Below are 24,110 nucleotides of genomic sequence, written 5' to 3'. Positions count from 1 at the left end.
TCAACCCATCGTCAACCTATGTTGACGATGGGTTGCACGTCAACTAATGTTGACGCATGGAGGTGGACCGGATGAAAACGCTGGTGGCATCGATGGACGGGAAAGGCCCCGCTGAAGCGCTGTATGCAGTGGCTGAACTGCAGAAGGAAGTGGGACGCGCAGAAGCGTCCCTGGTACGCAAGGCCCGGCAGGCTGGCCTGTCCTGGGAGGCGATCGCTCTGTGCCTGGGGGTCAGTAAACAGGCTGTCCACCGCAAATACGGTAAGCAGTAGCCGGTTCAGTTGGAGCGGCTCATCTTTTGGCAGCTGCCGCCATTTGTGGCATACGCGGGGACAATGGATCGGATCGAGCGCGGTCTCGCGTCCGCGGTAGCACACCACCCGCCTAGACGCTCGCGTCCGCGGTAGGCACACCACCCGCCTAGACGCTCGCGGCCCTCCAGCCCTTGAGTGGTTAGTTGTCCACATAGCGCGGCATGCCACTGTTTCCGGGACTTACTGCGATGGAGAGTTGCTCCATGAGCAGGCACCAGTTATCGCCGTCCCCTTCCGAGCAGCCCTCGTCCCGCCTGTCGCGGGCCCGGCCGTCCCCTGCGCGTGGAGCTGCAGCCGGCACGGCTTCCTCCGGTGTGCCGGGTTCAAGCCGGGCCGGGAAGGCGTGGCTGCCGGATTCCGCTGTGGCCGAGGTGCTGCTGGTGACCGGCTACGACTTTCTGCAGGGTGAAGTGGAACAGATTGTGGCTGCGGCCGGGGGCCAGCTGCGGGTGGTGGCGGACGTCGCGGAGGCGGCCAAATACTGGGAGTCCGCGGCCGCTGTGCTGGTGGGAAGCGATGTCCGGGAGTTGCCGCCGCGGCGCCGTGCGCCCGCGGTGCTGGTGGGCCTGAATGGGGAGGGGGACAGTCTCTGGCATCTTGCGGCGGCCCTCGGGGCGGAGCGCGTGGCCGTGCTTCCGGATGCCGCGGCATGGCTGGCCGAGTACTTGAGCAGGTCGCGCTCGCCGGAGGCCGGCGGTCTGGTCCTGGGGATTACCGGGGGCTGCGGCGGGGCTGGCGCCACCACCGCCGCCATTTGGATCGCCCAAGCGGCAGCTGGGCTGGGAGTCCGGGTCTTGCTGGTTGACGGGGATCCCTGGGGTGGCGGTTTGGAACTTGCCCTGGCGGCCGAAGAAATGCCCGGTCTGCGCTGGCCTGACCTGTGCGGTGCGAGCGGCAGCATCGATCCGGAGCAGCTCGCTGATTCCCTGCCGATCGTCGGAGGGTTTTCTTTCCTGTCGTGGCCCGGCAGCCGGGATCGGACCGCACCGGTGGACGCCACCACCGCCGGCGGGGTCCTGGATGCTGCCCGGCGGGGCTATGAACTGGTGGTGGTGGACATTGGCCGTGGTGCCGAGCCGGTGCAATTGTTCGCCTGGGACTGCGATCGGCTCCTCGTGGTGGTGCCGGCACAGCTGAAGGCCGCGGTGGCAACTGCCAGGCTGCTTCATGAGCTTCCGCCGGTTGAAGCAGCCCTGCTGGTCCGGGGCAAGGCTGGAGCGGCGCTCGACGGCGGACTGATTGCCGACGCCGTCGGGTTGCCCGTCCAAGGCCGGGTCCCGGAGCTGCGCGGAGTCACCGCCGCCGGTGAGAGCGGGCGGCTCCTTGACCTGGGCAAACGGCGCAGTATCAGGCACTTCGCCGCGTCAGTGCTTGATTTGCTGGACGGCGAAATCCCCGTCGGAGACGTGCCGTGAGTGCGGGGCGGCCTGTCCCGTCGCAGCCCATCATGCCGCAGCCTGTCCCGCCGTCGTCGTCGGGAAAGCTGGCCGGCGCGCGTCGCCGTCAGGCGCGGGTGCTGGACCCGCGAGGGGTTGACCAGGCGCTGCTGGAAACGGTGCGCGAATCAGTCATGGCAGACTCCGGGCCGGTCACCGCCTCGCGCGTTGCTGCGGCAGTGCAGGCCACGGGGCGGCTGTTGGGGACTGCCGGCTCTCTTGCCGCCGTCGAGCGGATCAGTGCGGAACTGAACGGTCTCGGGCCTCTCCAGGAGCTGACCCGGGATGTCCAGGTCACTGACATATTCGTAAACGCCCCGGACGCGGTCTGGGTCGACCGGGGGAGGGGCATTGAGCCTGCGGGGGTGTCGTTTGGCAGTGAGACGCAGGTGCGCGCCCTTGCCTCCCGGCTCGTTGCGGCCGGCGGAAGGCGGCTGGACGATGGTTCGCCGTGTGTTGATGTCAGGCTCGACGGCGGCTACCGCGTGCACGCCGTCCTGCCGCCGATTTCCACGGCAGGCACCCTGCTCAGTGTCAGGATCCGGCGCGAGCAGGTCTTCACCATGGACGAGCTCCGGTCCGGAGGGATGTTCGGCAGCTTGGTGCGCGAGGTTTTGGAACGCATGGTGGAGTATCGGCTGAGCTTCCTCATCAGCGGAGCCACAGGTTCGGGGAAGACCACTTTGCTCTCCACCCTGTTGGGGCTGTGTTCTCCGGCGGAACGGCTGGTCCTGATTGAGGACGCCTCTGAACTGAACCCCGTCCATCCGCACATTGTTTCGCTTGAGTCCCGGCACGGAAACCTGGAAGGTGGCGGCGAGGTGGATCTGGGCGAACTCGTCCGGCAAGCACTTAGGATGCGCCCGGACCGGCTGGTGGTGGGGGAGTGCCGGGGTGCCGAGGTTCGGGAACTCCTGACGGCAATGAATACCGGCCACACCGGCGGTGGAGGGACCATCCACGCGAACGCTGCCACTGCTGTCCCCGCACGCTTGACCGCTCTCGGCGCCCTGGCAGGCCTGGGCCAGGATGCCGTCCGGCTGCAGGCGGCCAGTGCCCTCGACGCGGTGATCCATGTGGAGCGGTCCCGCCAGGGGCGCCGGATAGCCTGCGTGGGAGTGGTACAGGATGGTCCCGGCGGACTTGCCGTGGTGCCGGCGCTGGAGGACAAGGGCGGCCGAACCTCAATCGGCCCCGCCTGGGAGACGCTGAGCGGGCGGCTGGGGCTGTCTTCGGAAGTGGGTGCTGCGGCGTGACGTTCCTGCTGGCCGGGATCCTGATGGTGGCCGCCATCCTGCTGTTGAGACCCCCAGGCGGCCCGGTGGGCCGCTTTCGTCGGGCCGCAGGACCGGCAGGGCAGGACCGGGCGGCCGTTAGCGGGGCTGTGCCGGGTGATGCCAGGGTGCGCCGTTCGGGGCCGCGATTCAGACCCAACATCCCATCGCGTAAGACGCATAGCGCTGGAAGCGGGCAGGGGAAACTTTCCCTGACGCTGCTGGTGCAACAACTGGCAGCGTTGCTGAAGGGCGGCCGCACTCCGTCGCGGCTGTGGGACGAACTATGGCTGGTCCACCATGGCGGCCCGGAAGCAGGTCCACATCCGCCGGAGGGCCTTGCCGGACAGCCGAATCCAGCCACGATGTCAGCGGCGGGCCGGAATGGTCCGCGCCTGAGCACGGGCTCCCTGACGATGCTGGGTGCCGTCAGGGCGGCGGCATTCCGCGGCCTGCCGGTATCCGAAGCGATTAGGCGGGCTGCTCCGGCGGTATTTCCGCGCGCCGCCGGCAGGGAGCCGCGGATCTGGCTGGAGCTGGCCGCCTGCTTTGACATTGCCGAAGCCAGCGGCTGTCCGCTGGCTGACGTCCTGGCGCGGTTTGCGGCCCAACTGGAGGTGGAGGATGATGCCGACGCTGCCAGACAGACAGCCCTGGCGGGGCCAAAGGCCACGGTGAGTCTCTTGACGTGGCTTCCAGCGATGGGGCTGGGCCTGGGAATGGCGCTGGGCGTGGATCCGCTGGCGATGCTGTTCGGAACGCCACTGGGAATGGCGGCGCTCGCGGCAGGAGTGGCGCTGACCATAGCCGGGAGAATCTGGTCCGCCCGTCTGGTGCACGCCGCCGCAGGGGCGGCGCCATGACGGCTCCACTTGTGCCCGGCGTGGCACTCGCAGTTCTCCTGATCCTCGTCTCGTATCTGGCCTTCTCACAGCCGGGCCGCGTCCGGCAGCGGCTGCTGAGGTCATGCATGGGGCCGGCCAACCAGCCGGGAGGCCCGGGCGCCGGCGACGCCCCGGGCCGGGGTAGCGGCCAAGACTCTGCGGACGGACTACGCGACACCGCCATGATGCTCGAGCTTGTGGCTGCGATGTTGGACGCGGGGTCGGGGATTGGCCGGTCCCTGCAACTTGTGGCGGCTTCCGCGTCCAAGGACTACGGCAAGGCGTTGCGCCCCGTGGTCTCTGCACTGGCCATCGGCGCCGATTGGGAGACGGCCTGGCGCAGCTCCGAAGTCCGGCTTCCTGAGATCCTGGAGCTGCGTGACGCCCTCGGGTTTGCCGCACTGACCGGAGCGCCGTCGTCGGCCATCCTGTATGCGCAGGCGGCCAGGCTGCGACGGGAAAGGTTCCGTGCTGCGGAAAAACGGGCGGCCTCCCTGGGCGTGAAGCTGGTCATCCCACTCGGCCTGTGCTCCCTGCCCGCCTTCATCTGCCTGGGCGTAGTCCCGGTTCTCCTGGCCCTGGTGCCCTCCGGATCCTGAGGTCCCGTCCGTGGTCCAGGTGTCCGCCGGGGGCGACGAGCAGGGAATGACTTCTGCATCGCCGGATCTCCGTCCTTTCCTCCACAGCAGTGGAAAAGGCCAACTTTTCCACTTGGGACAGGTTAGCTCTTACCGCCCGGTTCTAAGCCCGGAAGAGTCGAAGCAGCCGGCAACTCGGCCGGAGCCCAGAAGGGAAACCATAACCATGACCATCACCCAAGACAGTCTTTCAGCCGCCCCTGCACCTGAGGTCAGCACGGGAATTGCCGGTGCCCCAGCATGGGACTCCACAGCCGGGGCCGATGCAGGATGGGACGTGTGTACGTGCCAACGACAGGAGGACCCGGAACCCGCGGGCAACGTTGTGCAGCTTTACCCCCTTGGTCGCGTGGCGAAGGAGCGCCCGCAACTGCTCACTGCCTCGGAAGCCGGAATGGCCACTGCCGAATATGCAATAGCCACGTTGGCGGCGGTGGGCTTCGCCGGACTCCTCGTCTTTATTCTCCGCAGCGACGAAGTACGCGGGTTCCTGCTGACCCTGATCCGCACGGCGCTGGCCTTGCCATGAGCAGGGCGCCGGCAGTGCTGCATCCGGACAGGAAGCGGGACAGGAACAGTGAGCGGGACAGGCGTACTGAGCGGGACAGGAACAGTGAGCGGGACAGGAACAGGGAGCCAGCCTCACTCCGTCGCGTCGGTCGGGGCGGTCCTGCCGGTCCTGTCGGTCCTGGCGATCTGGGACCGGGCCCTGCTCAGGGCGTCGTGACCGGCACCATGGCGGGCGCCGTGACGGCCGAATTCGCCGTGGCGCTGCCGGCTGTCCTGCTGCTGCTCGCCCTGCTGCTGTCAGGGGCCGCCGCCGGCGTGACCCAGCTCAGGCTCGAGGAGGCGGCGCACGCCGGCGCCAGGGCACTGGCACGCGGCGAGGACCAGGCGGCTGTCGAGGGAATCGTCCGGACGATGGCGGGAGCGTCGGCCACGGCGTCCGTGACGGTCGACGGCGAGTGGCTGAGCGTCAGCGTTGCTGACAGGGTTGGCGGTCCCATGGGGGCCACGGTGCCGTGGACCCTGACCGCACGGGCAACGGCACGGAGCGAAACACCGGCAGCGTCAAGCATGGCCCTGCCTAGCATGGCCCTGCCTGGCATGGCCTTCCACCCGGTGCCGCCGACGCAAGTTCTGCCACGCCGGGAGTCGCCGGCCGTTGCTTCGCCACGACTGCCACCAGCCTTGGTGCCGCCAGAACAGCTGATCCCACTCACCGTAGTCGTGGCATGAACGCCAACTTTCGGGATCACCCCGAGCGTGGATCGGGGACAGTCCTGGCGGCGGGACTGGCTCTGGTGATCATCATGGCTACGACCCTGATGCTGCTCCTGGCGCAGTCAGCGGTGATGGCGAGCAGGGCAGCCGCAGCGGCCGACCTTGGTGCCCTCGCCGGCGCCGACGCCCTGCGCGGCATCACCTCGGGGGAGCCATGTGTTGTGGCCGCGGAGGTGGCAGCACGGCACGATGCCGTTCTCACGAGCTGCTCGGAAGGGGCGGGACAGACAGTGGAGGTCCGGACCATGCTCAACGCCCGGAGCATGCTGGGTGCCGCCAGCGGTCATGCGCGGGCCGGACCGCCGCCCTGAGCCGCGGCCGGGTCGAGGTCGCGCTCCGGATGCGGCGGAAGTTCCGGGTCCCGGGGAGGGGCTTCGCTCGAGTCCTTGAGGAGAACATCGATCAGCGTGATGGCCGCAGCCTTGTCCAGGGGATTGTTCTTGTTCCCGCATTTGGGGGACTGGACGCAGGACGGGCAGCCGGACTCACATTCACAGGCCTTGATGGCGTCCCGCGTGGCCGAAAGCCAGACCTTGGCCTTGTCGAAGCCACGCTCGGCGAAGCCCGCGCCGCCGGGGTGCCCGTCGTACACAAAGATGGTGGGCACCCCGGTGTCGGCGTGGATGGCCGTAGAGACGCCACCGATGTCCCAGCGGTCACTCGAGGCCACCAGCGGCAGCAGTCCGATCGCTGCGTGCTCGGCGGCATGAAGGGCTCCGGGAAACTGTGCCTCGATCAACCCCGCGCCGGTCAGCGAACGGTTCTCCACCACAAACCAGACGGCCTTGGTGAACAGGTCCCTGGCACCCAACTCCAGAGGTTCCTCGCCCAGGATTTCGTTGGAGATCAGGGCTTTCCGCTGGAAGGAGACCACCTGGGTTGTTACCTTGACGTCGCCGAAGTGCACGGAAACATCACCCCACTGCGCGGTCCGCTGGGTTTCGAGCACCTCGATCTGGGTGACGTCCCGGGCGGTGGTGTAGTAGTCGGGATTGGCGCGGCGGACCACCACGCAGTGGTCGTCTTCGTTCAGGTCCTCCACCACGTAGCTGTCGCCCTGATGCACGTATACAGCACCTGTGTGGGCCTGGTAGTGCGTCTGGGGCGAGTCCATGGTCCCCAGCAGGGAGCCGGTGTCCGCGTCCACGATGCTCACCGGTCCGCCGCCGTCGGCCCGAAGGTTGACCATGGCGGCAGCGCTCTGGGAGTGGGTCCAGAACCAGCCCGCCGGCCGGCGGCGCAGGTAGCCCTGGGCAACAAGCTGCCCCAGCAGCTTTTCGGACGTGCTGCCGAAGAGATCCAGTTCGGCCACGCCAAGCGGGAGTTCCGCGGCGGCGGCGCAAAGATGCGGCCCCAAGACATACGGATTGGAGGGATCGAACACAGTCGCTTCAACCGAGACGTCGAAGATCGCCTCGGGATGGTTGACGAGGTAGGTGTCCAAGGGGTCGTCGCTGGCAACGAACGCAGCAATGGCATCCTGGCCCGCGCGGCCAGCCCGCCCGATCTGTTGGAACAGCGACGCGCGGGTTCCGGGCCACCCGGCCACCAGCACGGCGTCCAGCCCGGAAATGTCGATCCCCAGTTCCAGGGCCGAGGTGCTGGAGACACCCAGGAGCTCACCGGAGCGGAGGGCCTTCTCCAAGGCGCGGCGTTCCTCCGGCAGGTAGCCGGAGCGGTAAGCGGCCACGCGTTGCGGCAGGCTTGGGTCCACTTCGTCCAGGAGCCGCTTGGTGATCGAAGCGATGGTCTCCGCGCCGCGCCGGGACTTGATGAAAGCAATCGTCCGGATCCTGGAGGAGACCAGGTTGGCCAGCAGGTCAGCCGTCTCGGCAACGGCTGTGCGGCGCTCCTTGGCCCCGTTTTCGCCCTTCAGCTCCGTCAGCGCGGGCTCCCAGAACGCAACAGTGGTGGAACCATGCGGTGAGCAGTCCTCGGCAACGGCCCGGACCGGCGCCCCGATCAGCCGCCCAAACGACGCACCCGGTTCCGATGCGGTCGCGGACGCGGCGATGAACACCGGGCCGGGGTGGGAGGTCCCGGCACCGTAGTAGGCGCAGATGCGGCGGAGCCGGCGCATCAGGTTTGCCACGTGTGAACCGAACACACCGCGGTAACTGTGGGCCTCATCCACAATCACGTAGCGCAGGCGGCGGAAGAAGCTGGCCCACCAGGCGTGGTTTGGGAGAATTCCGAAGTGCAGCATGTCCGGATTCGCCAGGATGAAGTTGGCATGGTCCCGGATCCAGCGGCGGGACGCGGGGTCGGTGTCGCCGTCGTACGTCTCGGCCCGCACGGTGGGCAGTTTCAAGGAACGAATGGCGGCGAGCTGGTCGGCGGCGAGCGCCTTAGTGGGGGAGAGGTAGAGCGTGACCGCGCCGTCGTCGTGGATTTTCCCGGGTTCAGACACCACCCGCAGCTCGGAACGGTGGATGGCATCCAGCGCCGGCAGTTGGTAGGCGAGGGACTTTCCGGAGGCGGTGCCGGTGGCAATCACCACGTGCTCACCGCTGTGGGCGAGGTCAGCGGCCTGGATCTGATGCCGGTACGGCTCGTGGATGCCCAGGGAGCCGTAGGCGGCCACCAGATCGGGGTGGGCCCAACCCGGCCACGGCTCGTGGACAGCCTGGCGTGCGGGGATGGTGTGGACATGACGGAGCTGCTCCGGGTCCGGGCCGCGGCCCAGCAACGGGATCAGGGAGTCATGGGGGTTCACCCCAACATTCTTTCACCCGCGGAAAAATCAGCCCACGGACAGGTCTGCACCCTCGTCGGAGGTGGACAGCATCAGCACACGACACACAACGGACCAGCCCAGGTGTGAATACAGTTTCTGGCCATCAAGCGAAGCCAGCAACAGGCCGTTTTCCACGTCCGGCCCGATGGCCTGCGCTGCGAGGGCCTTCATGATGAAACTGCCCAGGCCGCGGCGCTGGAACGCGGGCTGGACCACAATCATGTCGAACACCGCCGTCCCATCCACCACAAACACGCTGCCGCTGGCTGCAACATCATCACCGGAGCGGACAACGGCGTGGTGGACGCCGTCTAGTTTGGACGTGACCAGGTTCAAATCGTCATCCGAGAGCCAGGGATCCTCGGTGTCCTGGGTTTCCATATCCACGATCATCATGGCCTGCGACGCGGACGTGATGTTTAGCCCGTGTTTCTCGGCCAGTTGGGTATAGCGGAGGACATCGTTGGTCAGGACGGTCAGAACCCGCGTAGGAGCTTCCGTGGTCCTGGCGACCAAAGCCGCGAACTCGTCGTCGGAGGGGTCGTGGGAGAAGTACTCCCATTCCCCGGTGGTGTCGGCCCGCAGTACAGCGGGGAAGCGGCCTTCTGTTGATGTCTGGTACCCGCGGCAACCGGCCCAACCAGTTACCCAGACTTCAAGAAGGTTTGTAATGTCTTCAACCAAGGCGTCCGGACTCATGTGATGAGGGTATTCCAGCCCCGTCACAAGCAACAGGGGTTGCGTACCCCGAACTGCCTTGCTTATGCAATCGTGACCAGACCAGACCGGCGGAATGCGGCTACGAATTACTCGGCGCGGCTCTGAACAGGTGCGACGCTGCCCTGGCAGCCCAGTGCGGCCAGGCGTGAGGCACCGGCAGGCCCGGGCCGGGCAAACCCAGTACCCTTAAATACGTGGCTTTGAACAGAATTGTGCTCTTTTACGGCTTTACCCCCATCGCTGATCCGGACGCGGTCCGGCTCTGGCAGCGTGCCCTGTGCGAGAAATTGGGGCTGACCGGACGCATCCTCATCTCCAAGGACGGCATCAACTCCACGGTGGGCGGCGAGATCGGCGCGGTCAAGCAATACGTCAAGACCACGCGCGAATACAGGGGCTTCCACGGCATCGACGTGAAATGGTCCGACGGCGGGGCGGAGGACTTCCCGCGGCTGAGCGTTAAGGTCCGGGACGAGATCGTCTCCTTCGGCGCTCCCGGCGAACTCAAGGTCGATGCGAACGGCGTTGTGGGTGGCGGCACGCACCTCAAACCCGAGGAACTACACGAGCTGGTGGATGCCAGCAAACAGGCGGGGGAGGACGTGGTGTTCTTTGACGGCCGCAACGCCTTTGAGGCCCGGATCGGCAAGTTCAAGGACGCCATCGTCCCCGACGTAGCCACCACGCACGACTTCATCAAGGACCTCGATTCCGGCAAGTACGACGCCCTCAAGGACAAACCCGTGGTCACGTACTGCACCGGCGGCATCCGCTGTGAGGTGCTCTCCAGCCTGATGGTGAACCGCGGCTTTAAGCAGGTCTACCAGCTCGACGGCGGCATCGTCCGCTACGGCGAAACCTTCAAGGACCAGGGCCTGTGGGAAGGTTCGCTCTACGTCTTCGACAAGCGCATGCACCTTGAGTTCAGCGAGGATGCGAAGACCATCGGAGAATGTGTCCGCTGCGCCGCGCCCACCAGCAAGTTCGAGAACTGCTCCAACCTCAGCTGCCGCACGCTCACGCTGTACTGCGCCGAGTGCGCTGCCAGCCCGGAGACGCTGCGCTGCCCGGAAGGCTGCGCAGCCTAGGTATACCGAGGCACCGCCGCAGAGCCAGCGTGATTGGCACCCGCCCAGCGACGCCCCTGCCAGCATCCCGCCGGCCACCGCAAGGCGCCAGGGGTCGACGGGCTTTAGCCGGCCGGCACGAGCTGGTAGGCGTAAAGCGTCGGCGCGTCCACACTGGAGACGCTGAGGTCCAGTTCTCCGGCTTTAGCCACGGTGATTTTCGTGGTTTCCCGGGTTCCATAGCATGCCGCGCCGAGGTCCACGAGCTCCTGGCCCGCGGACCGCACGGCGAGAAAGGCCTTGCCACCACCGTCGCAGACCAGCGTCAAGGTATAGGTGCCTGCGGGCAGGTTTTCCGTATGGTCCACCGGGCGGGCATTGAGGATCCGGCCGGAGTCCGCAGCCACAATGCCACCGGCGGAAGGCAGCGCCGTGGCTTTCCAGGCCGGCACATCGGCGTTCTCCACAGAGAGCTGCTGGGCGCAGCCGGAAGTGCCCAGAACGACGGCGGCCGCGGCCACTGCCATCAGGGCGCGCGGCATGGAGGTGGGAAAGAGAGCCATGCTTCAAACTTACCCGGAGCGCCGGGCGTTCCGTGATCCGGGCTCTTGACCTTGACGTTACGTCAACATCTATCGTTGAAACATCCGCAGGAAGTGCCCGCGGACGGCCCCGGGGCGCAGGCCCGAAGCCAACGCGATTCGAGCCGACAAAGGCCCACCCACACAGGGCAAGCCGCAGCAAGAGCCCAGGCAGGAGGACACATGGACTGGTCCATCCAGGACATCGCCCGGATCGCCGGTACCACGAGCAGGACGCTGCGACACTACGACGACATCGGACTGCTTAAACCGAGCCGTACCGGCCCCAACGGGTACCGGTACTACAACCAGGCGGCCCTGGTGCGGCTCCAACGCGTCCTGCTCCTGCGCGGACTCGGGCTGGGCCTGCCGGCGATCGGCCAGGTGCTCGACGACGAAACGAACGCCGCGAAGGCCCTCACCGGCCATCTGGAATGGCTCAAGCAGGAACGAGACAGGCTGGCGCGGCAGATCGCATCAGTCACACAAACAATCAATGCAATGCAAGGAGGCGGCGTCATCATGGCGGAAGACATGTTCAACGGATTCGACCACACGCAGTACAAGGACGAGGTTGAGGAACGCTGGGGCAAGGACGCCTATGCGAAGGGGGATTCGTGGTGGCGCGCGATGAGCGCCGACGAGAAAGCGGTATGGAAGCAGCGCTCGCAGAGGTTGGGTGAGGACTGGAAGGCGGCAGCCACAGCCGGCACCGCGCCCGGCAGTGCCGAAGCCCAGGCCCTCGCGAAGCGGCACGTCGAGTGGCTGACCGGCATCCCCGGAACGCCGGCATCGGGCGCCCCTGGCACGCCGGCGTCGGACGCCCGCGGCACGGCTGAGGGCGTCGGGCGCGACGTCAAGGGGTACGTCTCCGGCCTCGGCGAGATGTACGTCGCGGATCCCAGGTTCGCCAAGAACTACGGTGGCGCGGACGGGGCCGCCTTCGTCCGGGACGCCCTGAAGATCTACGCCGAGGAGAACCTGTAGCCGCCAGCCCGGGCATGCCCGCCAATAGACTTGGGCCGTGACTGATTCCACGCTCTTCCTGGCCGGCAACACCCCCGACGCCCCGCGCAGCGACCTCCCCGGGCTGCTGGCGGCGCTCGCCGCGGACCTGCGGGCGGTGGACTACACGCTCGACGGCGTGGCCGGGCTGCTCGGAGAGTCGGCCTACAACGCGCTCAACCGGGACCAGATCATCCCGGCCCTGCTGGCCACCGAAAGTGCCGCCCAGGCTCATCCCGCCAGCGGCGGGACAACGACGGCCGCGCTCGCCGCCGTCGTACGTCTGTGGCTCTTGGCGGAACCGCAGACGCGGGCAACGCTCGACGCCGCCCTGCCGGGGATCCGGGCGGAGGGGCTGGTGGAGTTGGGGCTGCTTGAGCCCGTGCCCGGATCTGTCGCGGGAGGTGCCGGGCTGATGCAGGCCAAGGCGGATCTGCGGCCGTATGGCTGGGATGCCAATGAGGATGGCACCGGCGGCGCCGAGCTCTGGGTGGCCAGCGACCTCGCCGCGCACCAGCAGGCCGGTGTGCTGCGGCACGACCATGTCTTGGGCATCGGGCAGGCGTCCACCACATTGGTGCAGACCACCGTCCGAAGGCATGTGGCCAAGGCGTTGGACCTGGGGACGGGCTGCGGAATCCAGTCCTTCCACCTGCTGCACCATGCCGAGCACGTCACCGCAACGGACATCTCCGAACGTGCCCTGGCGTTCACGCGGTTCAACCTTCTCCTCAACTCCGCCGCGCTGCATCTGGACCCCGAGCACCTCGAGGACCGGGTGAGCCTGCGGCTGGGCTCGCTCCTGGACCCGGTGGCCGGCGAGGAATTCGAGCTGGTGGTGTCCAACCCGCCGTTTGTGATTACGCCGCGGACATCCGGAGAACAGGCATCCGGCCAGTTCACCTACCGCGACGGCGGCCTGCCCGGGGACGAAATTGTCTCCTCGCTGGTGGCCGCGCTGCCCGGCGTCCTGGCCCCCGCCGGCACAGCCCAGCTATTAGGCAACTGGGAGATCCCGGCGGGCGCAGCCTGGGCCGAACGGCCGCAAAGCTGGGCCAGTCCGGACGCGGACGCCTGGTTCATCCAGCGGGAGCAGGTAAGTCCGGAGCAGTACGCCGAAACATGGCTGCAGGACGCCTCCGAATCCCGCGACCGGCTACACTACCGGGACGCGTACGCCGCCTACCTTGCGGACTTCGCCTCCCGCAACGTCGCGGGGATCGGCTTCGGGATGATCTGGCTCCGGCGGCCTGCCGCCGGACACGCCGCCGTCATCAGCCGGTTCGAGGAAATCACCTACCCCATCGAACAGCCCGTGGGGCCCCACCTGGGTGCCGCCGTCGAACGTTCCGACTGGCTGGCCTCGAACAATCTGGCGGACACGCACCTCCTCGTGGCGGACGACGTCACCGAGGAACGCCATCAGCGGCCCGGCGCCGAGCACCCCGGTGTGATCCTGCTCCGGCAGGGTGCCGGGCTGCGGCGGACCAACCTTCTGAGCACCGAACTGGCCGGTTTCGTTTCGGCGTGCGACGGCGACCTTTCCGTTGGGCAGATCATCGGCGCCTTGGCCGCGCTTTTGGGTGCCAGTCTCGCCGGGGAGGACTGGTTCGACGGCGACGCATTCCGCGCCGGGCTGCTCACCGAAGTGGGGAATCTGGTCCGCGACGGTTTCCTGCTTCCGGCCCAGTGACACGGCGCCCGGGCGGCCGCGGATAACGGGAAATGAGTGCCCAAAAACTGCACCGCACACCCTGACGTTTTCCACATAAATGCGCATCCTCGGCCAAAATATGGTGAACTAGGCGAATATGGGCTCATCTGCCCGAGCAACCTTTTTCTGTAGGAGCACCGTGCCAAGCAAGGCCAAAACCGGTAAAAAACTCGTGATCGTGGAGTCCCCGGCCAAGAGCAAGACCATCGCCAAATACCTCGGCGAGGGCTTCATCGTGGAGGCCTCCATCGGCCATATCCGGGACTTGCCGCAGCCGTCTGAGCTCCCCGCGGAACTGAAGAAAACCTCCGTGGGCAAGTTCGCCGTCGACATCGAAAACGACTTCAAGCCCTACTACGTGGTCTCTGCGGACAAACGGAAAAAGGTCACCGAGCTGAAGGCCGCGCTCAAGGATGCAGACGCCCTCTATCTCGCAACCGATGGGGACCGCGAGGGCGAGGCCATCGCGTGGCACCTGCTGGAAGTGCTCAAGCCCAAGGTCCCGGTGTACCGGATGACGTTCGGCGAAATCACCAAGGAAGCCATCCACCGCGCCATGGATAACCTGCGCGATGTTGATACGGCTTTGGTGGATGCGCAGGAAACCCGCCGCGTCCTGGACCGTCTCTACGGCTACGAGATCTCCCCAGTGCTCTGGCGCAAGGTAGCCCGGGGCCTGTCCGCCGGCCGCGTGCAGTCAGTGGTCACCCGCATGGTGGTGGACCGCGAACGCGAGCGCATGGCCTTCAAAGCCGCGTCCTACTGGGACCTGACGGGCCAGTTCGGCGCCGGATCGGCATCCTTCAAGGCGAAACTTGCCGCCGTTGACGGTGCCAAGGTGGCCAGCGGACGCGACTTCAACGACGCCGGCGAACTCACCGGCCGCAATTCCGTCCATCTGAACGAGGAACTGGCCACGTCCTTGGCAGCCGGCCTCCAGGATGCGGACTTCCGCGTCCGCTCCGTGGACACCAAGCCGTACACCCGCCGCCCCGCAGCGCCTTTCACCACCTCAACGCTGCAGCAGGAGGCTGGCCGCAAGCTGCGCTTCACCTCCAAGAGCACCATGCAGATCGCCCAGCGCCTGTATGAAAACGGCTACATCACCTATATGCGTACCGACTCCTCGGCCCTGAGCGACGAAGCCGTCACGGCCGCCCGCCGCCAGGCCTCCGAGCTGTATGGCCCGGAGTACATCCCCGCCTCGCCGCGCGTCTACTCCAACAAAGCCGCCAACGCGCAGGAAGCCCACGAGGCCGTCCGCCCCGCCGGTGACTCGTTCCGCACCCCGGCCCAAGTGGCCAAATTGCTTTCCGGGGACGAGTTCCGCCTGTACGAGCTGATCTGGAAGCGTACCGTCGCATCCCAGATGGGCGACGCCAAGGGCTCCACAGCCACTATCCGCCTCGGCGCGGTTGCTGCAGACGGCCGGGACGCTGAGTTCTCCGCCTCCGGCACCGTCATCACTTTCCCCGGCTTCCTGGCCGCCTATGAGGAAGGCAAAGACGAGAGCCGCGGCGACGACGACTCCGACGAGGCCCGCAGGCTGCCGAACGTGGCCAAGGGCGACGCCCTCACGGCGTCGGACGTTGTGGCTGTGGGCCACGAAACGTCACCGCCGCCGCGCTTCACCGAAGCGTCGCTGACCGCCGAGTTGGAAAAGAAGGGCATCGGGCGTCCGTCGACGTATGCCTCCACCATCTCCACCATCCAGGACCGCGGCTACGTCCGGAAGCAGGGTTCCGCGCTGGTGCCGAGCTGGATCGCGTTCTCGGTGATCCGGCTGCTCGAGCAGCACTTCACCGACTACGTGGACTACGAGTTCACCGCGGACATGGAAGGCGACCTGGACAAGATCGCCAACGGGCAGGCCGTGGGGTCAGCGTGGCTGCGCCATTTCTACTTCGGTGAAGAGGCCGACCCCGGCCTGCTCAGCATCGTGAACAACCTCGGCGAGATCGATGCCCGGGAAATCAACTCCATTCCCATCACGGATGAGATCACGCTGCGGGTGGGCAAGTTCGGCCCGTACCTGGAAAGCTCCGCGGCCACGGTTGACCCGAAAACCGGCGAAATTGTGGAGAACTCGCGCGCCAACGTGCCCGAGGACCTGGCGCCGGACGAACTCACCGCTGCGAAGGCCGTCGAGCTGATGGAAACGGCTGCGCCGGAAGAGCGCGTCCTGGGTGCGGACCCGCACACCGGCCACACGGTAGTTGCGAAGAACGGCCGCTACGGCGCCTACGTCACCGAAGTCATCCCGGAGATGACTGAGGAACAGATCGCCAACCAGCCTGTTGAGTACTACAAGAACGGCAAGCCCAAGCCGCCGAAGAAGCCCGTCAAAGCCAAGCCGCGCACCGGTTCGCTGTTCCAGTCAATGACGGTTGACTCGGTCACCCTGGACGAGGCACTCCAGCTGATGAGCCTGCCCCGCGCACTTGGAGAGGACGCGGAAGGCAACCTCATCACGGTTCAGAACGGCCGCTTTGGGCCGTACCTGAAGAAGGGCACGGACTCCCGCTCGATCGGCACGGAAGAGGAAATCTTCACCATCACGCTGGAGCAGGCGTTGGAGATCTACTCCCAGCCGAAGCAGCGCGGCGCCCGTGCCGCGGTGCCGCCGCTGGCCGAGTTCGGTCCGGACCCCGTCTCGGAGAAGAACATCGTGGTGAAGGAAGGCCGCTTCGGCCCGTACATCACTGACGGCATCACCAACATCACCGTTCCCCGCGCCACCTCCCTGGAAGAGCTCACCCGGGAACAGGCCGTGGAACTCCTGGCCGAGAAGCGGGCCAAAGGCCCGGTCAAACGCACCACAACGGCCCGCAAGGCGCCGGCAAAGAAGAAGGCTGCAGCCAAGAAGTAACTCCGGACCGGGATGGCAGAAATCCTCGGCGTGCTCGCTCGTTCCTCGCTTGGACGCACGCTGCCGGATTCCTCCCATCCCGATCCGTGTGTCATCTTCGGAATTGCGGTGTTGTGAGTAAACGTGGTCGAGTAGATACATGACTGAACAGCCTGCGCACACGGATCTCCAGCCGCTCAACGAACTCGAGGAGAAGCTCGCCCTGGGCGGACAGCCCGAGGGCAGCCCGGTGGACGTCATCCTGTCGTTCCTGAACAGCGAGGTCTACGTCATCAGCACCGACGGCATCGACGGCGAAGATTCCCAAGTGGAGCCGCTGGTCCTGGCCAACGCTGACGGCGAGCCCGTCCTGGCGGTGTTCTCCCACCCCAGCCGGGTGGACCAGCAGTACCTGGAGGCGGCCCCTAACGTCCTGGGGACGCAAGGCGCAGCCATCATCGCGAACATCGGCGAGGAACTGGGCATGGTGATCAACCCCGGAGCCGCGTACGGCTTCGAGATCAACCCGGAGGGCGTCGCCAACATCAAGCGCGATTTCAAGCGCGCCGATGAGCTTCCCGATGGCGCCCCAGAGGATCCTGCTGCCAACTGACATTTGGACCGGTTGTGAGTGAAGGGCCGGCCGGGGGAATAATGGCAGGATGCGGCTAGGCGTCCTCGATATCGGGTCCAACACTGTCCACCTACTTTTGGTGGACGCACACCCTGGCGCGCGCCCGGTTCCTTTCGCCTCCCACAAACGGCCGCTGTCCCTGGTGCAGTACCTGGACGGTGACGGCAACATCACCGATGCCGGGCAGCATGAGCTGACTGAATTCGTCCTCGAGGCCTGGGAGTTTGCCGCACGGCACAAGGCCGATGACCTGCTGGCCTTTTGTACATCGGCCATCCGTGAAGCAACCAACGGCGCAGCGGTACTGGCGCGGGTCAAGCATGAAACCACAGTGACGCTGCAGGAACTGACAGGCAGCGAAGAAGCGTCCATGACCTTCTTTGCCGTGCGCCGCTGGTACGGCTGGGGAGCCGGGCCGGTCCTGAACCTTGACATCGGCGGCGGCTCCTTCGAAATGGCGTTCGGCCAGGATGAGCTGCCGGAAGTTGCCACCTCCGTTCCCCTCGGAGCGAGCCGCCTCACCAGAGACTGGCTCGCCGAGGATCCGCCGTCGGCCAAAAGCGTCAAAGAGCTCCGCCGGTACATCCGGAGCACGCTCGCCCCAGCGGTGAGCAAGTTCGAGGGCATGGGCCGTCCCAACTTGGTGGCGGGGACCTCCAAGACTTTCCGTTCACTTGCGCGGATAGCCGGGGCAGCACCGAGCGCGGCCGGCCCCTACGTCAAGCGGGAGCTGAACGGGACGGATTTGGGAGTCTGGGCCCAGCGGATTTCCGCCATGAAAGTCGAGGACCGGCTCTTCCTGCCCGGGGTGTCAGATGCGCGTGCCCATCAATTGCTCGCGGGGGCATTGGTGGCTGAAGCCGCGCTGGAAATGTTCAAGTTCAAGAAAATGAGAATCTGCCCCTGGGCGCTGCGCGAGGGACTCATCCTTCGGCGCCTGGATCAGCTGGTGTTCGCGGGTCCGCTGGATCCGGCACCACACGTGGGTGTGGCCGCCCGAGAGGTACTGCAGGCGCCCCAGGCGGCGCTCCCCAGCGCCAGCTGACCCGCCAACTTTTTCCGCGACGGCTACCTTGGTAGAGGGCTGCCCGGTTAACACGAAAGCGCCGGGGTCCGCAGCAGGAAAATGGGGGGAAACCTGCTGCAGACCACCGGCGCCTCGGGCAAACATCCCCATGCTTGCCGCATCACTCGCACCCTCAATGAGGTAATAACTACGATAGGGCGGCAACTTGTGAGCAAGCTGCAGCCAACATGGGAGTCCGCTGGGAGTCGAAATCAGCGAGTTCCCGCCAGGGCTGATTAGTTCATTTCTGCAGCCGTCCGGCCGAACTGCAATGATGGGTCCATGAGCAACCGAATCGCCTTCCTGGGCTGTGGATCCATGAACGAAGCCATCCTTTCCGGCCTCCTCGAGGCTGGAACCGACCCCGCCGACGTCGTGGCCACCGTCAGGCGGATAGAACACGCTGCGGAGCTGGCCGAGCGCCATCACGGTATTACGGCCATCGCCGGTGACGAGGAGCCGGACAACAACAAGCAGGCAGCGAAGGGATCCAGCATCGTGATTCTCGGCGTAAAGCCTGTCGGTATCGCGGATTTGGCGCGTGAAATCAGTGGCTCACTGTCGCCGAAGACCATCGTTGTCAGTGTGGCCGCCGCCGTGTCGCTGGCGCAGCTTGAAGCCGCGTTGCCGGCCGGCCAGCCGGTGATCCGGACCATGCCCAACACGCCGGCCAAGCTGGGGCGCGGCGTCGTCTCGGTATCGCCGGGTACCCACTGCTCGCCCGAGCAGCTGCAGCAGGCGAAGGACATCTTCAAGGCAGCGGGCACCGTGGTGGAGGTGCCGGAGGAGCAGGTGGACGCTGTCTCTGCCATCAGCGGCTCGGGCCCGGCTTACGCGTTCTACCTGGCCGAGGCCATGGCGGCGGCAGGCGTCGAGCTGGGCCTGGATCATGACCTGGCGATCCTCCTGGCCAGGGAGACCGTAGCGGGGGCGGGCTTTATGCTTGCAGAGCCCGGCGCGGACCCCTCAGCCCTGCGTATCAGCGTCAGCAGCCCCAACGGCACCACGGAACGCGCCATCGCAACATTCGATGAACGGGGGCTGCCGGCCATCATCGCTGCCGGTGCCCGTGCCGCAGCCGACCGCGCAGCGGAGATATCCCGGCAGCTCGGCTAAACCCCACCCGCCCCCTAACCTCGCAAGTCCCACCGCTCCTATGGCCGGGCCGCGAACCGTTCCAGCAGGTCCACGTGGCCCGAGACGATCAGCATGTCGCGGGCTGACACCTTGGTTTCGGGGCGGGCGTACGTGAAGTCCTCGCCGGGGGACTTCACGCCCACAATCGTCACGCCGTACTTGGACCGGACCTGGGATTCATCCAGCGTGAAGCCCACCGTTTCGCGGGGCGGGTACATTTTCACAATCGCGAAGTCGTCGTCGAACTCGATGAAGTCCAGCATGCGGCCGGAGACCAGGTGCGCCGCGCGAACGCCGGCGTCGGCCTCGGGGTAGATCACGTGGTTGGCGCCGATGCGGGTGAGGATCTTGCCGTGCGAGGGCGTGATGGCCTTGACCCAGAGGTGCTCGATGCCGAGGTCCACCAGATTGACGGTGATCAGCACCGAGGACTCGATGGATGTTCCCACTCCCACCACGGCTGAGCTGAACTCCTGCGCGCCGAGCTGGCGCAGCGCTTCGATGTTCGTGGCGTCCGCTTCCACCACATGGGTTAGGAGCGGCGCCCACTTCTGCACCAGCACCCGGTCGCGTTCGATCGCCAGCACTTCCCGGCCCTGTTTCACGAGCTGCTCCGCCGTGGACGAGCCGAAGCGGCCCAACCCGATCACCAGCACTGGCGCGTTGTGGGCGGGGCGGTTGGGTACGCCTGAGGAATTAGCCAATGATGGGCCTCTCTTCCGGGTAGTGGTAAAGCTGGCTCCGCTGGCGCAGGGCCAGCCCGGCCGCAAGGGTAACAGTGCCAACACGGCCCGCGAACATCAGCGCGGTCAGGACGTAGACGCCCGCCGGCGGCAGCTCGGCACTGAGGTTGGTGCTCAGTCCGACGGTAGCGAAGGCTGAGATGGTTTCAAACAGCACACGGTCCAGGGACGCACCGCTGATCTGTAGGAGCAGGAACGCGGAAACCGAGACCAGGGTGGCGCCGGCCACGATCACGGAGATGGCGACCCGCATGGCGCCCTGTGGGATGGTGCGGCCGTACACCTTGACGTCGGCGTCGCCGCGGGCCTCGGCCACGATGGCCAGGAACATCACGGCAATGGTGGTCACCTTGATGCCGCCGGCCGTGGAGGCTGAGCCGCCGCCGGCGAACATGAGGGCATCCGAGAGCAGCATGGTGGTGGACTCCATGTGATTTTGCTCCACCAGGTTGAAGCCCCCGGACCTGGTCATGACGGAGGCAAACAGGGAGTGCGTGATCTTGTCACCCACGTCCATGGGCCCGATGGTGCGCACGTTGTCCCACTCCATCAGGCCCCACAGCACGGCTCCGGCGGCCAGCAGGATGAAGGACACCTGGATGGTCAGCTTGGTGTGCAGGTTCCACTTTTTCCAGTTGAGCCCGTTCTGCTGCAGCACCATCACCACGGGGAAGCCCAGGCTGCCGAGGAAAACGCCCAGCATCAGCGGGATCAGGATCCACAGATCGGTCTCGTAGGGCACGATGCCGTCGGAATGGGGGGTGAACCCGGCGTTGTTGAAGGACGAAATCGAGTAGAAGACCCCGTGCCACACCGACTGCCAGAAAGGTTCCCCGAGGATCATAAAACGGGGGATCAGCGCCAGCGCCAGGGTGCCCTCAATCACCACTGAGGTGGCGATGACGATCCGCAGGAGTGTGCCCACCTCGCCCAGGCGGCCTGCGTTGTTCATAGCCTCCTGGGCGATCAGCTTGCCGCGAACGCCAAGTTTCTTGCTTACCATCAGCGCCAGCAGCGATGCGAGCGTCAGTGTTCCCAAGCCACCCACGAAGATGCCCACCAGGATGACCAGCTGCCCGAAGAAGGACCAGTACGCCGCCGTCGAAACGACTGTGAGGCCGGTGACGCACACGGCCGAAACCGCGGTGAACAGTGCCTGGTGGATGGGGGTGACCGTCCCGGTCGCGGACGAGACAGGCAGCGAGAGGAGGAAGGTGAACACCAGGCAGACCACGGCGAACGCGGTCAGCGCCAGCCGGGCCGGCGAAGTATTGGCGATGTCGTCAACAAAGTCGCGCAGGCGGGTGAAAATCCAGAGGCCTTCGCGCGCCGGGTCGGCTGGGTGCCAGCTGGCCGGGTTCCGGGGCCTCGACTGGCGATCCGTCATCGGTGGCTTTCCTTGGTCGAAACTGTTTCCTTCAGTAGTAAACCACTAATGACTGCGTAATGACCGGGCCGGAGCGGTGGCGACCTCCGGTAGCCTGTGATTGATGACATATCTGCCCGGTCTCAGCCAGCCCGCACCGCCAACGATGGTGGTGTGGAGTCCTGCCATGACTGCCTACAACTTTGGTCCCGGCCATCCCATGGCTCCCGAACGCATGGACCTGACGGCCCGGCTCGCCAGGAGCCTCGGCCTGCTGGACCTGGCACACGTTTCCGTCGCCGCTCCGGAGGTGGCCACGGACGCCGAACTGGAGACTGTGCACTCGCCCGAGTTCGTGGCGGCGGTCCGCCGGGTGAGCGAGGACCCGGCGTCGCCCGATGAGGCCCGCGGCCTTGGAACCGAGGATGACCCGGCCTTCGCCGGCATGCACGAGGCCGCCGCGAGGCTGGCGGGCGGCTCGCTTCTCGCAGCCAACGCCATCTTGGACGGTTCAGCGCTCCACGCGGTGAACTTCGGTGGCGGCATGCACCACGCGGCCCGCGAACGGGCCAGCGGCTTCTGCATCTACAACGATTCGGCGGTTGCCATCCAGAGACTGCTCGACGGCGGCATCGCCCGCGTGGCGTATATCGACGTCGACGCCCACCACGGGGACGGAACGGAGAGCATCTTCTGGGATGACCCGCGGGTGCTCACCGTCTCGCTGCACGAAAGCGGACTCACGCTTTTCCCGGGGACCGGCTTTGCGAATGAGACCGGCGGCCCAAAGGCCGAGGGCAGCGCCGTCAACGTGGCCTTGCCGTCCGGCACGGGAGACGCTGGCTGGCTGCGTGCCTTTCACGCCGTGGTGCCGCAGCTCATGGGTGCGTTCCAGCCCGAAGTCATCGTCAGTCAGCACGGCTGCGATTCGCACCGCCACGACCCGCTGGCCCACCTGAACATCAGTGTGGACGGCCAGCGCGAGGCTGCCACCGCCGTCGGGAATCTTGCCGCCCGGCACTGCGGGGGACGGTGGATTGCAACGGGCGGTGGTGGGTACAGCGTCACGGACGTTGTGCCGCGCTCCTGGAGCCACCTCATCGCCATCGCCGCCGGGCGTCCTGTCCCGCTGCGCACCGAGGTGCCGAATGACTGGCGCGCCTACGTGCTCGCGAAATTCGGTCGGGACGCGCCTGAGCTGATGGGCGATGACGTTGAACTCTGGTGGCGGTCCTGGGAAGTGGGATTCGACCCCAACGACGCCGTGGACCGGACCGTGATGGCCACCCGCAAAGCTGTTTTCCCCTTCCACGGCCTGGACCCCTGGTTCGACTAGGCCGGCGTGCTACAGGTGCCCGCCACGAGTCGGTGCCAGCTGACCGACGCTCCAGCCCGCCGCCGTCACTCCGGCCGGCCGACCACCACCTGGGCCGGGCTGTGGATGATGTATCCGTTGAGCCAGGAGAAGAGTGCGCGGACTTTCTGCTGGAATCCCGACAGCAGGGCAAGGTGCACCAGGAGCCAGGACACAAAGGCCAGCGACCCCTGCAGCTGGATGCGCTGCCGGCCGATCTCGGCCACCGCCGCGCCCCGGCCGATCATCGCCATGTAGCCCTTGTCCACGTATTTGAAGGGCTGGCGCGTGCCGCCGGTGAGGTCGGCGTGGATATTGCGGGCCGCCCACTTCCCTGCCTGCTGCGCGACTGAGCCCAGCTGCGGCAGTTTTGCGCCCGTGGAGTCAGTGATGTTGGCCGCATCACCCAGGACATACACGCCCTCGGCATCCTGGGCTGTCAGGTCAGGGTGGACATCGATCCGCCCTCCCCGGCCCTGCGCCAGTCCGGATGCGGTAATGATGTCGCCTGCTTTCAGGCCTCCGGCCCACACCACGACCCGGCTGGGGATGGTGGTTCCGTCCACCAGCGTGACGCCGTCTTCGCGGACCTCGGCGACGCCCACACCCAAGTGCACCTGGACGCCGATCTTCGTGAGGCGTTGCTTCGTGTAGTCCTGGGATTTTTCCGAAAAGGCGTTCAGCACTGTCGGGAGCATATCCACCAGATGGACCCGGCACCGGGCCGCCAGTTCCGGCGAAAAGTACTTCGGCACCACGAACTTGACGTTTTCTGCCATGGCGCCGGCCGTCTCCACACCCGTAGGGCCACCGCCGACCACCACCACGTCAACGGAACCCGCGGCTTCCCGGTCGGCCTGATCCAGCAGGCTGGTCAAGCGGGCGCCCAGCCGGGTCGCATCAACAACCGAGTACAAGGGGAAGGCATGTTCCTCCGCGCCGGGCGTGTTGAAATAGTTCGGCGTGGCGCCCACCGCGATGACCAGCACCTGCGCCCGGAAGGTGTCGCCGTCGGTGGTGGTGACCGTGCGGTTGGCTGCATCCACCGAGGCCACGTGCGCGGTGAGCACCCGCACCTGCCTGATCCGGCGGAAAACGGACCTCAACGGGCGGGCGATGGCCGAGACCCCTATCTGTGAGGTCGCCACTTGGTACAGGAGCGGCTGGAACTGGTGATAGTTGTTGGAATCGATCAGCAGTACACGAATGCCTTTGCGGCCCAGTTCCCTGGCGGCTGTCAGGCCTGCGAACCCGGCACCGACCACCACGACCTGATATGTATCATCCATCCGAGCAACCTACTCCTCC

The 24,110-nt window shown here is 66.4% G+C and carries 22 protein-coding genes; 16 read left to right on the top strand and 6 right to left on the bottom strand.

Annotated features, from left to right (window positions below; translation table 11 throughout):
- Positions 1 to 56: 56 nt before the first annotated feature.
- From AC1DIM_RS14790 to AC1DIM_RS14755, 8 genes are all read left to right on the top strand, one after another.
- Positions 57 to 272 (top strand): AsnC family protein, encoded by a 216-nt coding sequence (locus tag AC1DIM_RS14790; RefSeq protein WP_441872582.1) that lies wholly within the window; start codon positions 57 to 59, stop codon positions 270 to 272.
- A gap of 245 nt (positions 273 to 517) precedes the next feature.
- Positions 518 to 1,729: a septum site-determining protein Ssd gene (gene ssd, locus AC1DIM_RS14785; protein ID WP_477711254.1), complete on the top strand. Its 1,212-nt coding sequence runs from the start codon at positions 518 to 520 to the stop codon at positions 1,727 to 1,729.
- Positions 1,730 to 1,761: 32 nt separating this feature from the next.
- Entirely contained in the window at positions 1,762 to 3,006 is a 1,245-nt protein-coding gene (locus AC1DIM_RS14780; protein WP_477711253.1) for a TadA family conjugal transfer-associated ATPase, read from the top strand.
- Positions 3,003 to 3,887, top strand: a complete 885-nt coding sequence (locus AC1DIM_RS14775) for a type II secretion system F family protein (protein ID WP_477711252.1) — start codon at positions 3,003 to 3,005, stop codon at positions 3,885 to 3,887. The genes AC1DIM_RS14780 and AC1DIM_RS14775 overlap by 4 nt, the downstream gene beginning before the upstream one ends.
- A complete protein-coding gene (locus AC1DIM_RS14770) occupies positions 3,884 to 4,507 on the top strand; it encodes a type II secretion system F family protein (protein ID WP_477711251.1) in 624 nt (207 codons plus the stop codon). Before AC1DIM_RS14775 ends, AC1DIM_RS14770 begins: the two co-directional genes overlap by 4 nt.
- Positions 4,508 to 4,712: 205 nt before the next feature.
- Positions 4,713 to 5,075, top strand: coding sequence for a DUF4244 domain-containing protein (locus AC1DIM_RS14765; protein WP_477711250.1), 363 nt, complete (start codon positions 4,713 to 4,715; stop codon positions 5,073 to 5,075).
- 194 nt (positions 5,076 to 5,269) lie between these two features.
- Positions 5,270 to 5,785, top strand: a complete 516-nt coding sequence (locus AC1DIM_RS14760; protein WP_477711249.1) for a TadE family type IV pilus minor pilin — start codon at positions 5,270 to 5,272, stop codon at positions 5,783 to 5,785.
- Positions 5,782 to 6,141 (top strand): Rv3654c family TadE-like protein, encoded by a 360-nt coding sequence (locus tag AC1DIM_RS14755; RefSeq protein ID WP_477711248.1) that lies wholly within the window; start codon positions 5,782 to 5,784, stop codon positions 6,139 to 6,141. Before AC1DIM_RS14760 ends, AC1DIM_RS14755 begins: the two co-directional genes overlap by 4 nt.
- On the opposite strand, the gene AC1DIM_RS14750 is transcribed toward AC1DIM_RS14755, so the two are convergent.
- Positions 6,114 to 8,546: a DEAD/DEAH box helicase gene (locus AC1DIM_RS14750; protein WP_477711247.1), complete on the bottom strand. Its 2,433-nt coding sequence runs from the start codon at positions 8,544 to 8,546 to the stop codon at positions 6,114 to 6,116. The two genes, AC1DIM_RS14755 and AC1DIM_RS14750, sit on opposite strands and share 28 nt — an antisense overlap.
- Positions 8,547 to 8,573: 27 nt before the next feature.
- Positions 8,574 to 9,266, bottom strand: coding sequence for a GNAT family N-acetyltransferase (locus AC1DIM_RS14745; protein WP_477711246.1), 693 nt, complete (start codon positions 9,264 to 9,266; stop codon positions 8,574 to 8,576).
- A 215-nt stretch (positions 9,267 to 9,481) separates the two neighbouring features.
- Here AC1DIM_RS14745 and trhO point away from each other — a divergent pair, with 215 nt between their 5' ends.
- Entirely contained in the window at positions 9,482 to 10,375 is an 894-nt protein-coding gene (trhO, locus tag AC1DIM_RS14740) for an oxygen-dependent tRNA uridine(34) hydroxylase TrhO (protein WP_477711245.1), read from the top strand.
- A gap of 104 nt (positions 10,376 to 10,479) precedes the next feature.
- Here the strand turns inward: trhO and AC1DIM_RS14735 are convergent, their stop codons facing one another.
- A complete protein-coding gene (locus AC1DIM_RS14735; RefSeq protein WP_477711244.1) occupies positions 10,480 to 10,917 on the bottom strand; it encodes a DUF6023 family protein in 438 nt (145 codons plus the stop codon).
- Between the two features lie 201 nt (positions 10,918 to 11,118).
- Between AC1DIM_RS14735 and AC1DIM_RS14730 the strand changes: the two genes are divergently transcribed.
- The 6 genes from AC1DIM_RS14730 (at position 11,119) to proC (ending at position 19,318) form a co-directional block, all read left to right on the top strand.
- On the top strand, positions 11,119 to 11,922 hold the full coding sequence (locus tag AC1DIM_RS14730) for a MerR family transcriptional regulator (RefSeq protein ID WP_477711243.1): 804 nt from the start codon (positions 11,119 to 11,121) through the stop codon (positions 11,920 to 11,922).
- Positions 11,923 to 11,959: 37 nt separating this feature from the next.
- Positions 11,960 to 13,633 (top strand): DUF7059 domain-containing protein, encoded by a 1,674-nt coding sequence (locus AC1DIM_RS14725; protein WP_477711242.1) that lies wholly within the window; start codon positions 11,960 to 11,962, stop codon positions 13,631 to 13,633.
- A gap of 160 nt (positions 13,634 to 13,793) precedes the next feature.
- Positions 13,794 to 16,523 carry a type I DNA topoisomerase gene (topA, locus tag AC1DIM_RS14720; protein ID WP_477711241.1) on the top strand — a complete coding sequence of 910 codons (2,730 nt, stop codon included), beginning with the start codon at positions 13,794 to 13,796 and terminating at the stop codon, positions 16,521 to 16,523.
- Between the two features lie 139 nt (positions 16,524 to 16,662).
- Complete coding sequence (locus tag AC1DIM_RS14715; RefSeq protein WP_477711240.1) at positions 16,663 to 17,115, top strand: SseB family protein; 453 nt, start codon at positions 16,663 to 16,665, stop codon at positions 17,113 to 17,115.
- A 49-nt stretch (positions 17,116 to 17,164) separates the two neighbouring features.
- A complete protein-coding gene (locus tag AC1DIM_RS14710) occupies positions 17,165 to 18,181 on the top strand; it encodes a Ppx/GppA phosphatase family protein (protein ID WP_477711239.1) in 1,017 nt (338 codons plus the stop codon).
- 303 nt (positions 18,182 to 18,484) lie between these two features.
- Positions 18,485 to 19,318: a pyrroline-5-carboxylate reductase gene (proC, locus tag AC1DIM_RS14705; RefSeq protein ID WP_477711238.1), complete on the top strand. Its 834-nt coding sequence runs from the start codon at positions 18,485 to 18,487 to the stop codon at positions 19,316 to 19,318.
- Between the two features lie 38 nt (positions 19,319 to 19,356).
- On the opposite strand, the gene AC1DIM_RS14700 is transcribed toward proC, so the two are convergent.
- Both AC1DIM_RS14700 and AC1DIM_RS14695 read right to left on the bottom strand, forming a co-directional pair.
- A complete protein-coding gene (locus tag AC1DIM_RS14700; RefSeq protein WP_477711281.1) occupies positions 19,357 to 19,995 on the bottom strand; it encodes a potassium channel family protein in 639 nt (212 codons plus the stop codon).
- Between the two features lie 40 nt (positions 19,996 to 20,035).
- Positions 20,036 to 21,469: a TrkH family potassium uptake protein gene (locus tag AC1DIM_RS14695; protein ID WP_477711237.1), complete on the bottom strand. Its 1,434-nt coding sequence runs from the start codon at positions 21,467 to 21,469 to the stop codon at positions 20,036 to 20,038.
- Between the two features lie 103 nt (positions 21,470 to 21,572).
- Between AC1DIM_RS14695 and AC1DIM_RS14690 the strand changes: the two genes are divergently transcribed.
- A complete protein-coding gene (locus AC1DIM_RS14690) occupies positions 21,573 to 22,784 on the top strand; it encodes an acetoin utilization protein AcuC (protein ID WP_477711236.1) in 1,212 nt (403 codons plus the stop codon).
- 65 nt (positions 22,785 to 22,849) lie between these two features.
- Here AC1DIM_RS14690 and AC1DIM_RS14685 read toward each other — a convergent pair whose 3' ends face one another.
- Complete coding sequence (locus AC1DIM_RS14685) at positions 22,850 to 24,091, bottom strand: NAD(P)/FAD-dependent oxidoreductase (protein ID WP_477711235.1); 1,242 nt, start codon at positions 24,089 to 24,091, stop codon at positions 22,850 to 22,852.
- Positions 24,092 to 24,110: the final 19 nt, after the last annotated feature.

Source organism: Pseudarthrobacter sp. 01T43 (assembly GCF_056398665.1).
This window is presented reverse-complemented; position numbering and strand designations above follow the sequence as displayed.

Bases quoted from the DNA above. Each gene is read 5' to 3' on its own strand.
- AC1DIM_RS14685 (WP_477711235.1), bottom strand. From the start codon at position 24,091: ATGGATGATACATATCAGGTCGTGGTGGTCGGTGCCGGGTTCGCAGGC.
- AC1DIM_RS14780 (WP_477711253.1), top strand. From the start codon at position 1,762: ATGCCGCAGCCTGTCCCGCCGTCGTCGTCGGGAAAGCTGGCCGGCGCG.
- AC1DIM_RS14755 (WP_477711248.1), top strand. From the start codon at position 5,782: ATGAACGCCAACTTTCGGGATCACCCCGAGCGTGGATCGGGGACAGTC.
- AC1DIM_RS14770 (WP_477711251.1), top strand. From the start codon at position 3,884: ATGACGGCTCCACTTGTGCCCGGCGTGGCACTCGCAGTTCTCCTGATC.
- AC1DIM_RS14735 (WP_477711244.1), bottom strand. From the start codon at position 10,917: ATGGCTCTCTTTCCCACCTCCATGCCGCGCGCCCTGATGGCAGTGGCC.
- ssd (WP_477711254.1), top strand. From the start codon at position 518: ATGAGCAGGCACCAGTTATCGCCGTCCCCTTCCGAGCAGCCCTCGTCC.
- proC (WP_477711238.1), top strand. From the start codon at position 18,485: ATGAGCAACCGAATCGCCTTCCTGGGCTGTGGATCCATGAACGAAGCC.
- AC1DIM_RS14765 (WP_477711250.1), top strand. From the start codon at position 4,713: ATGACCATCACCCAAGACAGTCTTTCAGCCGCCCCTGCACCTGAGGTC.
- AC1DIM_RS14715 (WP_477711240.1), top strand. From the start codon at position 16,663: ATGACTGAACAGCCTGCGCACACGGATCTCCAGCCGCTCAACGAACTC.
- AC1DIM_RS14745 (WP_477711246.1), bottom strand. From the start codon at position 9,266: ATGAGTCCGGACGCCTTGGTTGAAGACATTACAAACCTTCTTGAAGTC.
- AC1DIM_RS14790 (WP_441872582.1), top strand. From the start codon at position 57: ATGGAGGTGGACCGGATGAAAACGCTGGTGGCATCGATGGACGGGAAA.
- AC1DIM_RS14695 (WP_477711237.1), bottom strand. From the start codon at position 21,469: ATGACGGATCGCCAGTCGAGGCCCCGGAACCCGGCCAGCTGGCACCCA.
- AC1DIM_RS14690 (WP_477711236.1), top strand. From the start codon at position 21,573: ATGACATATCTGCCCGGTCTCAGCCAGCCCGCACCGCCAACGATGGTG.
- AC1DIM_RS14730 (WP_477711243.1), top strand. From the start codon at position 11,119: ATGGACTGGTCCATCCAGGACATCGCCCGGATCGCCGGTACCACGAGC.
- AC1DIM_RS14710 (WP_477711239.1), top strand. From the start codon at position 17,165: ATGCGGCTAGGCGTCCTCGATATCGGGTCCAACACTGTCCACCTACTT.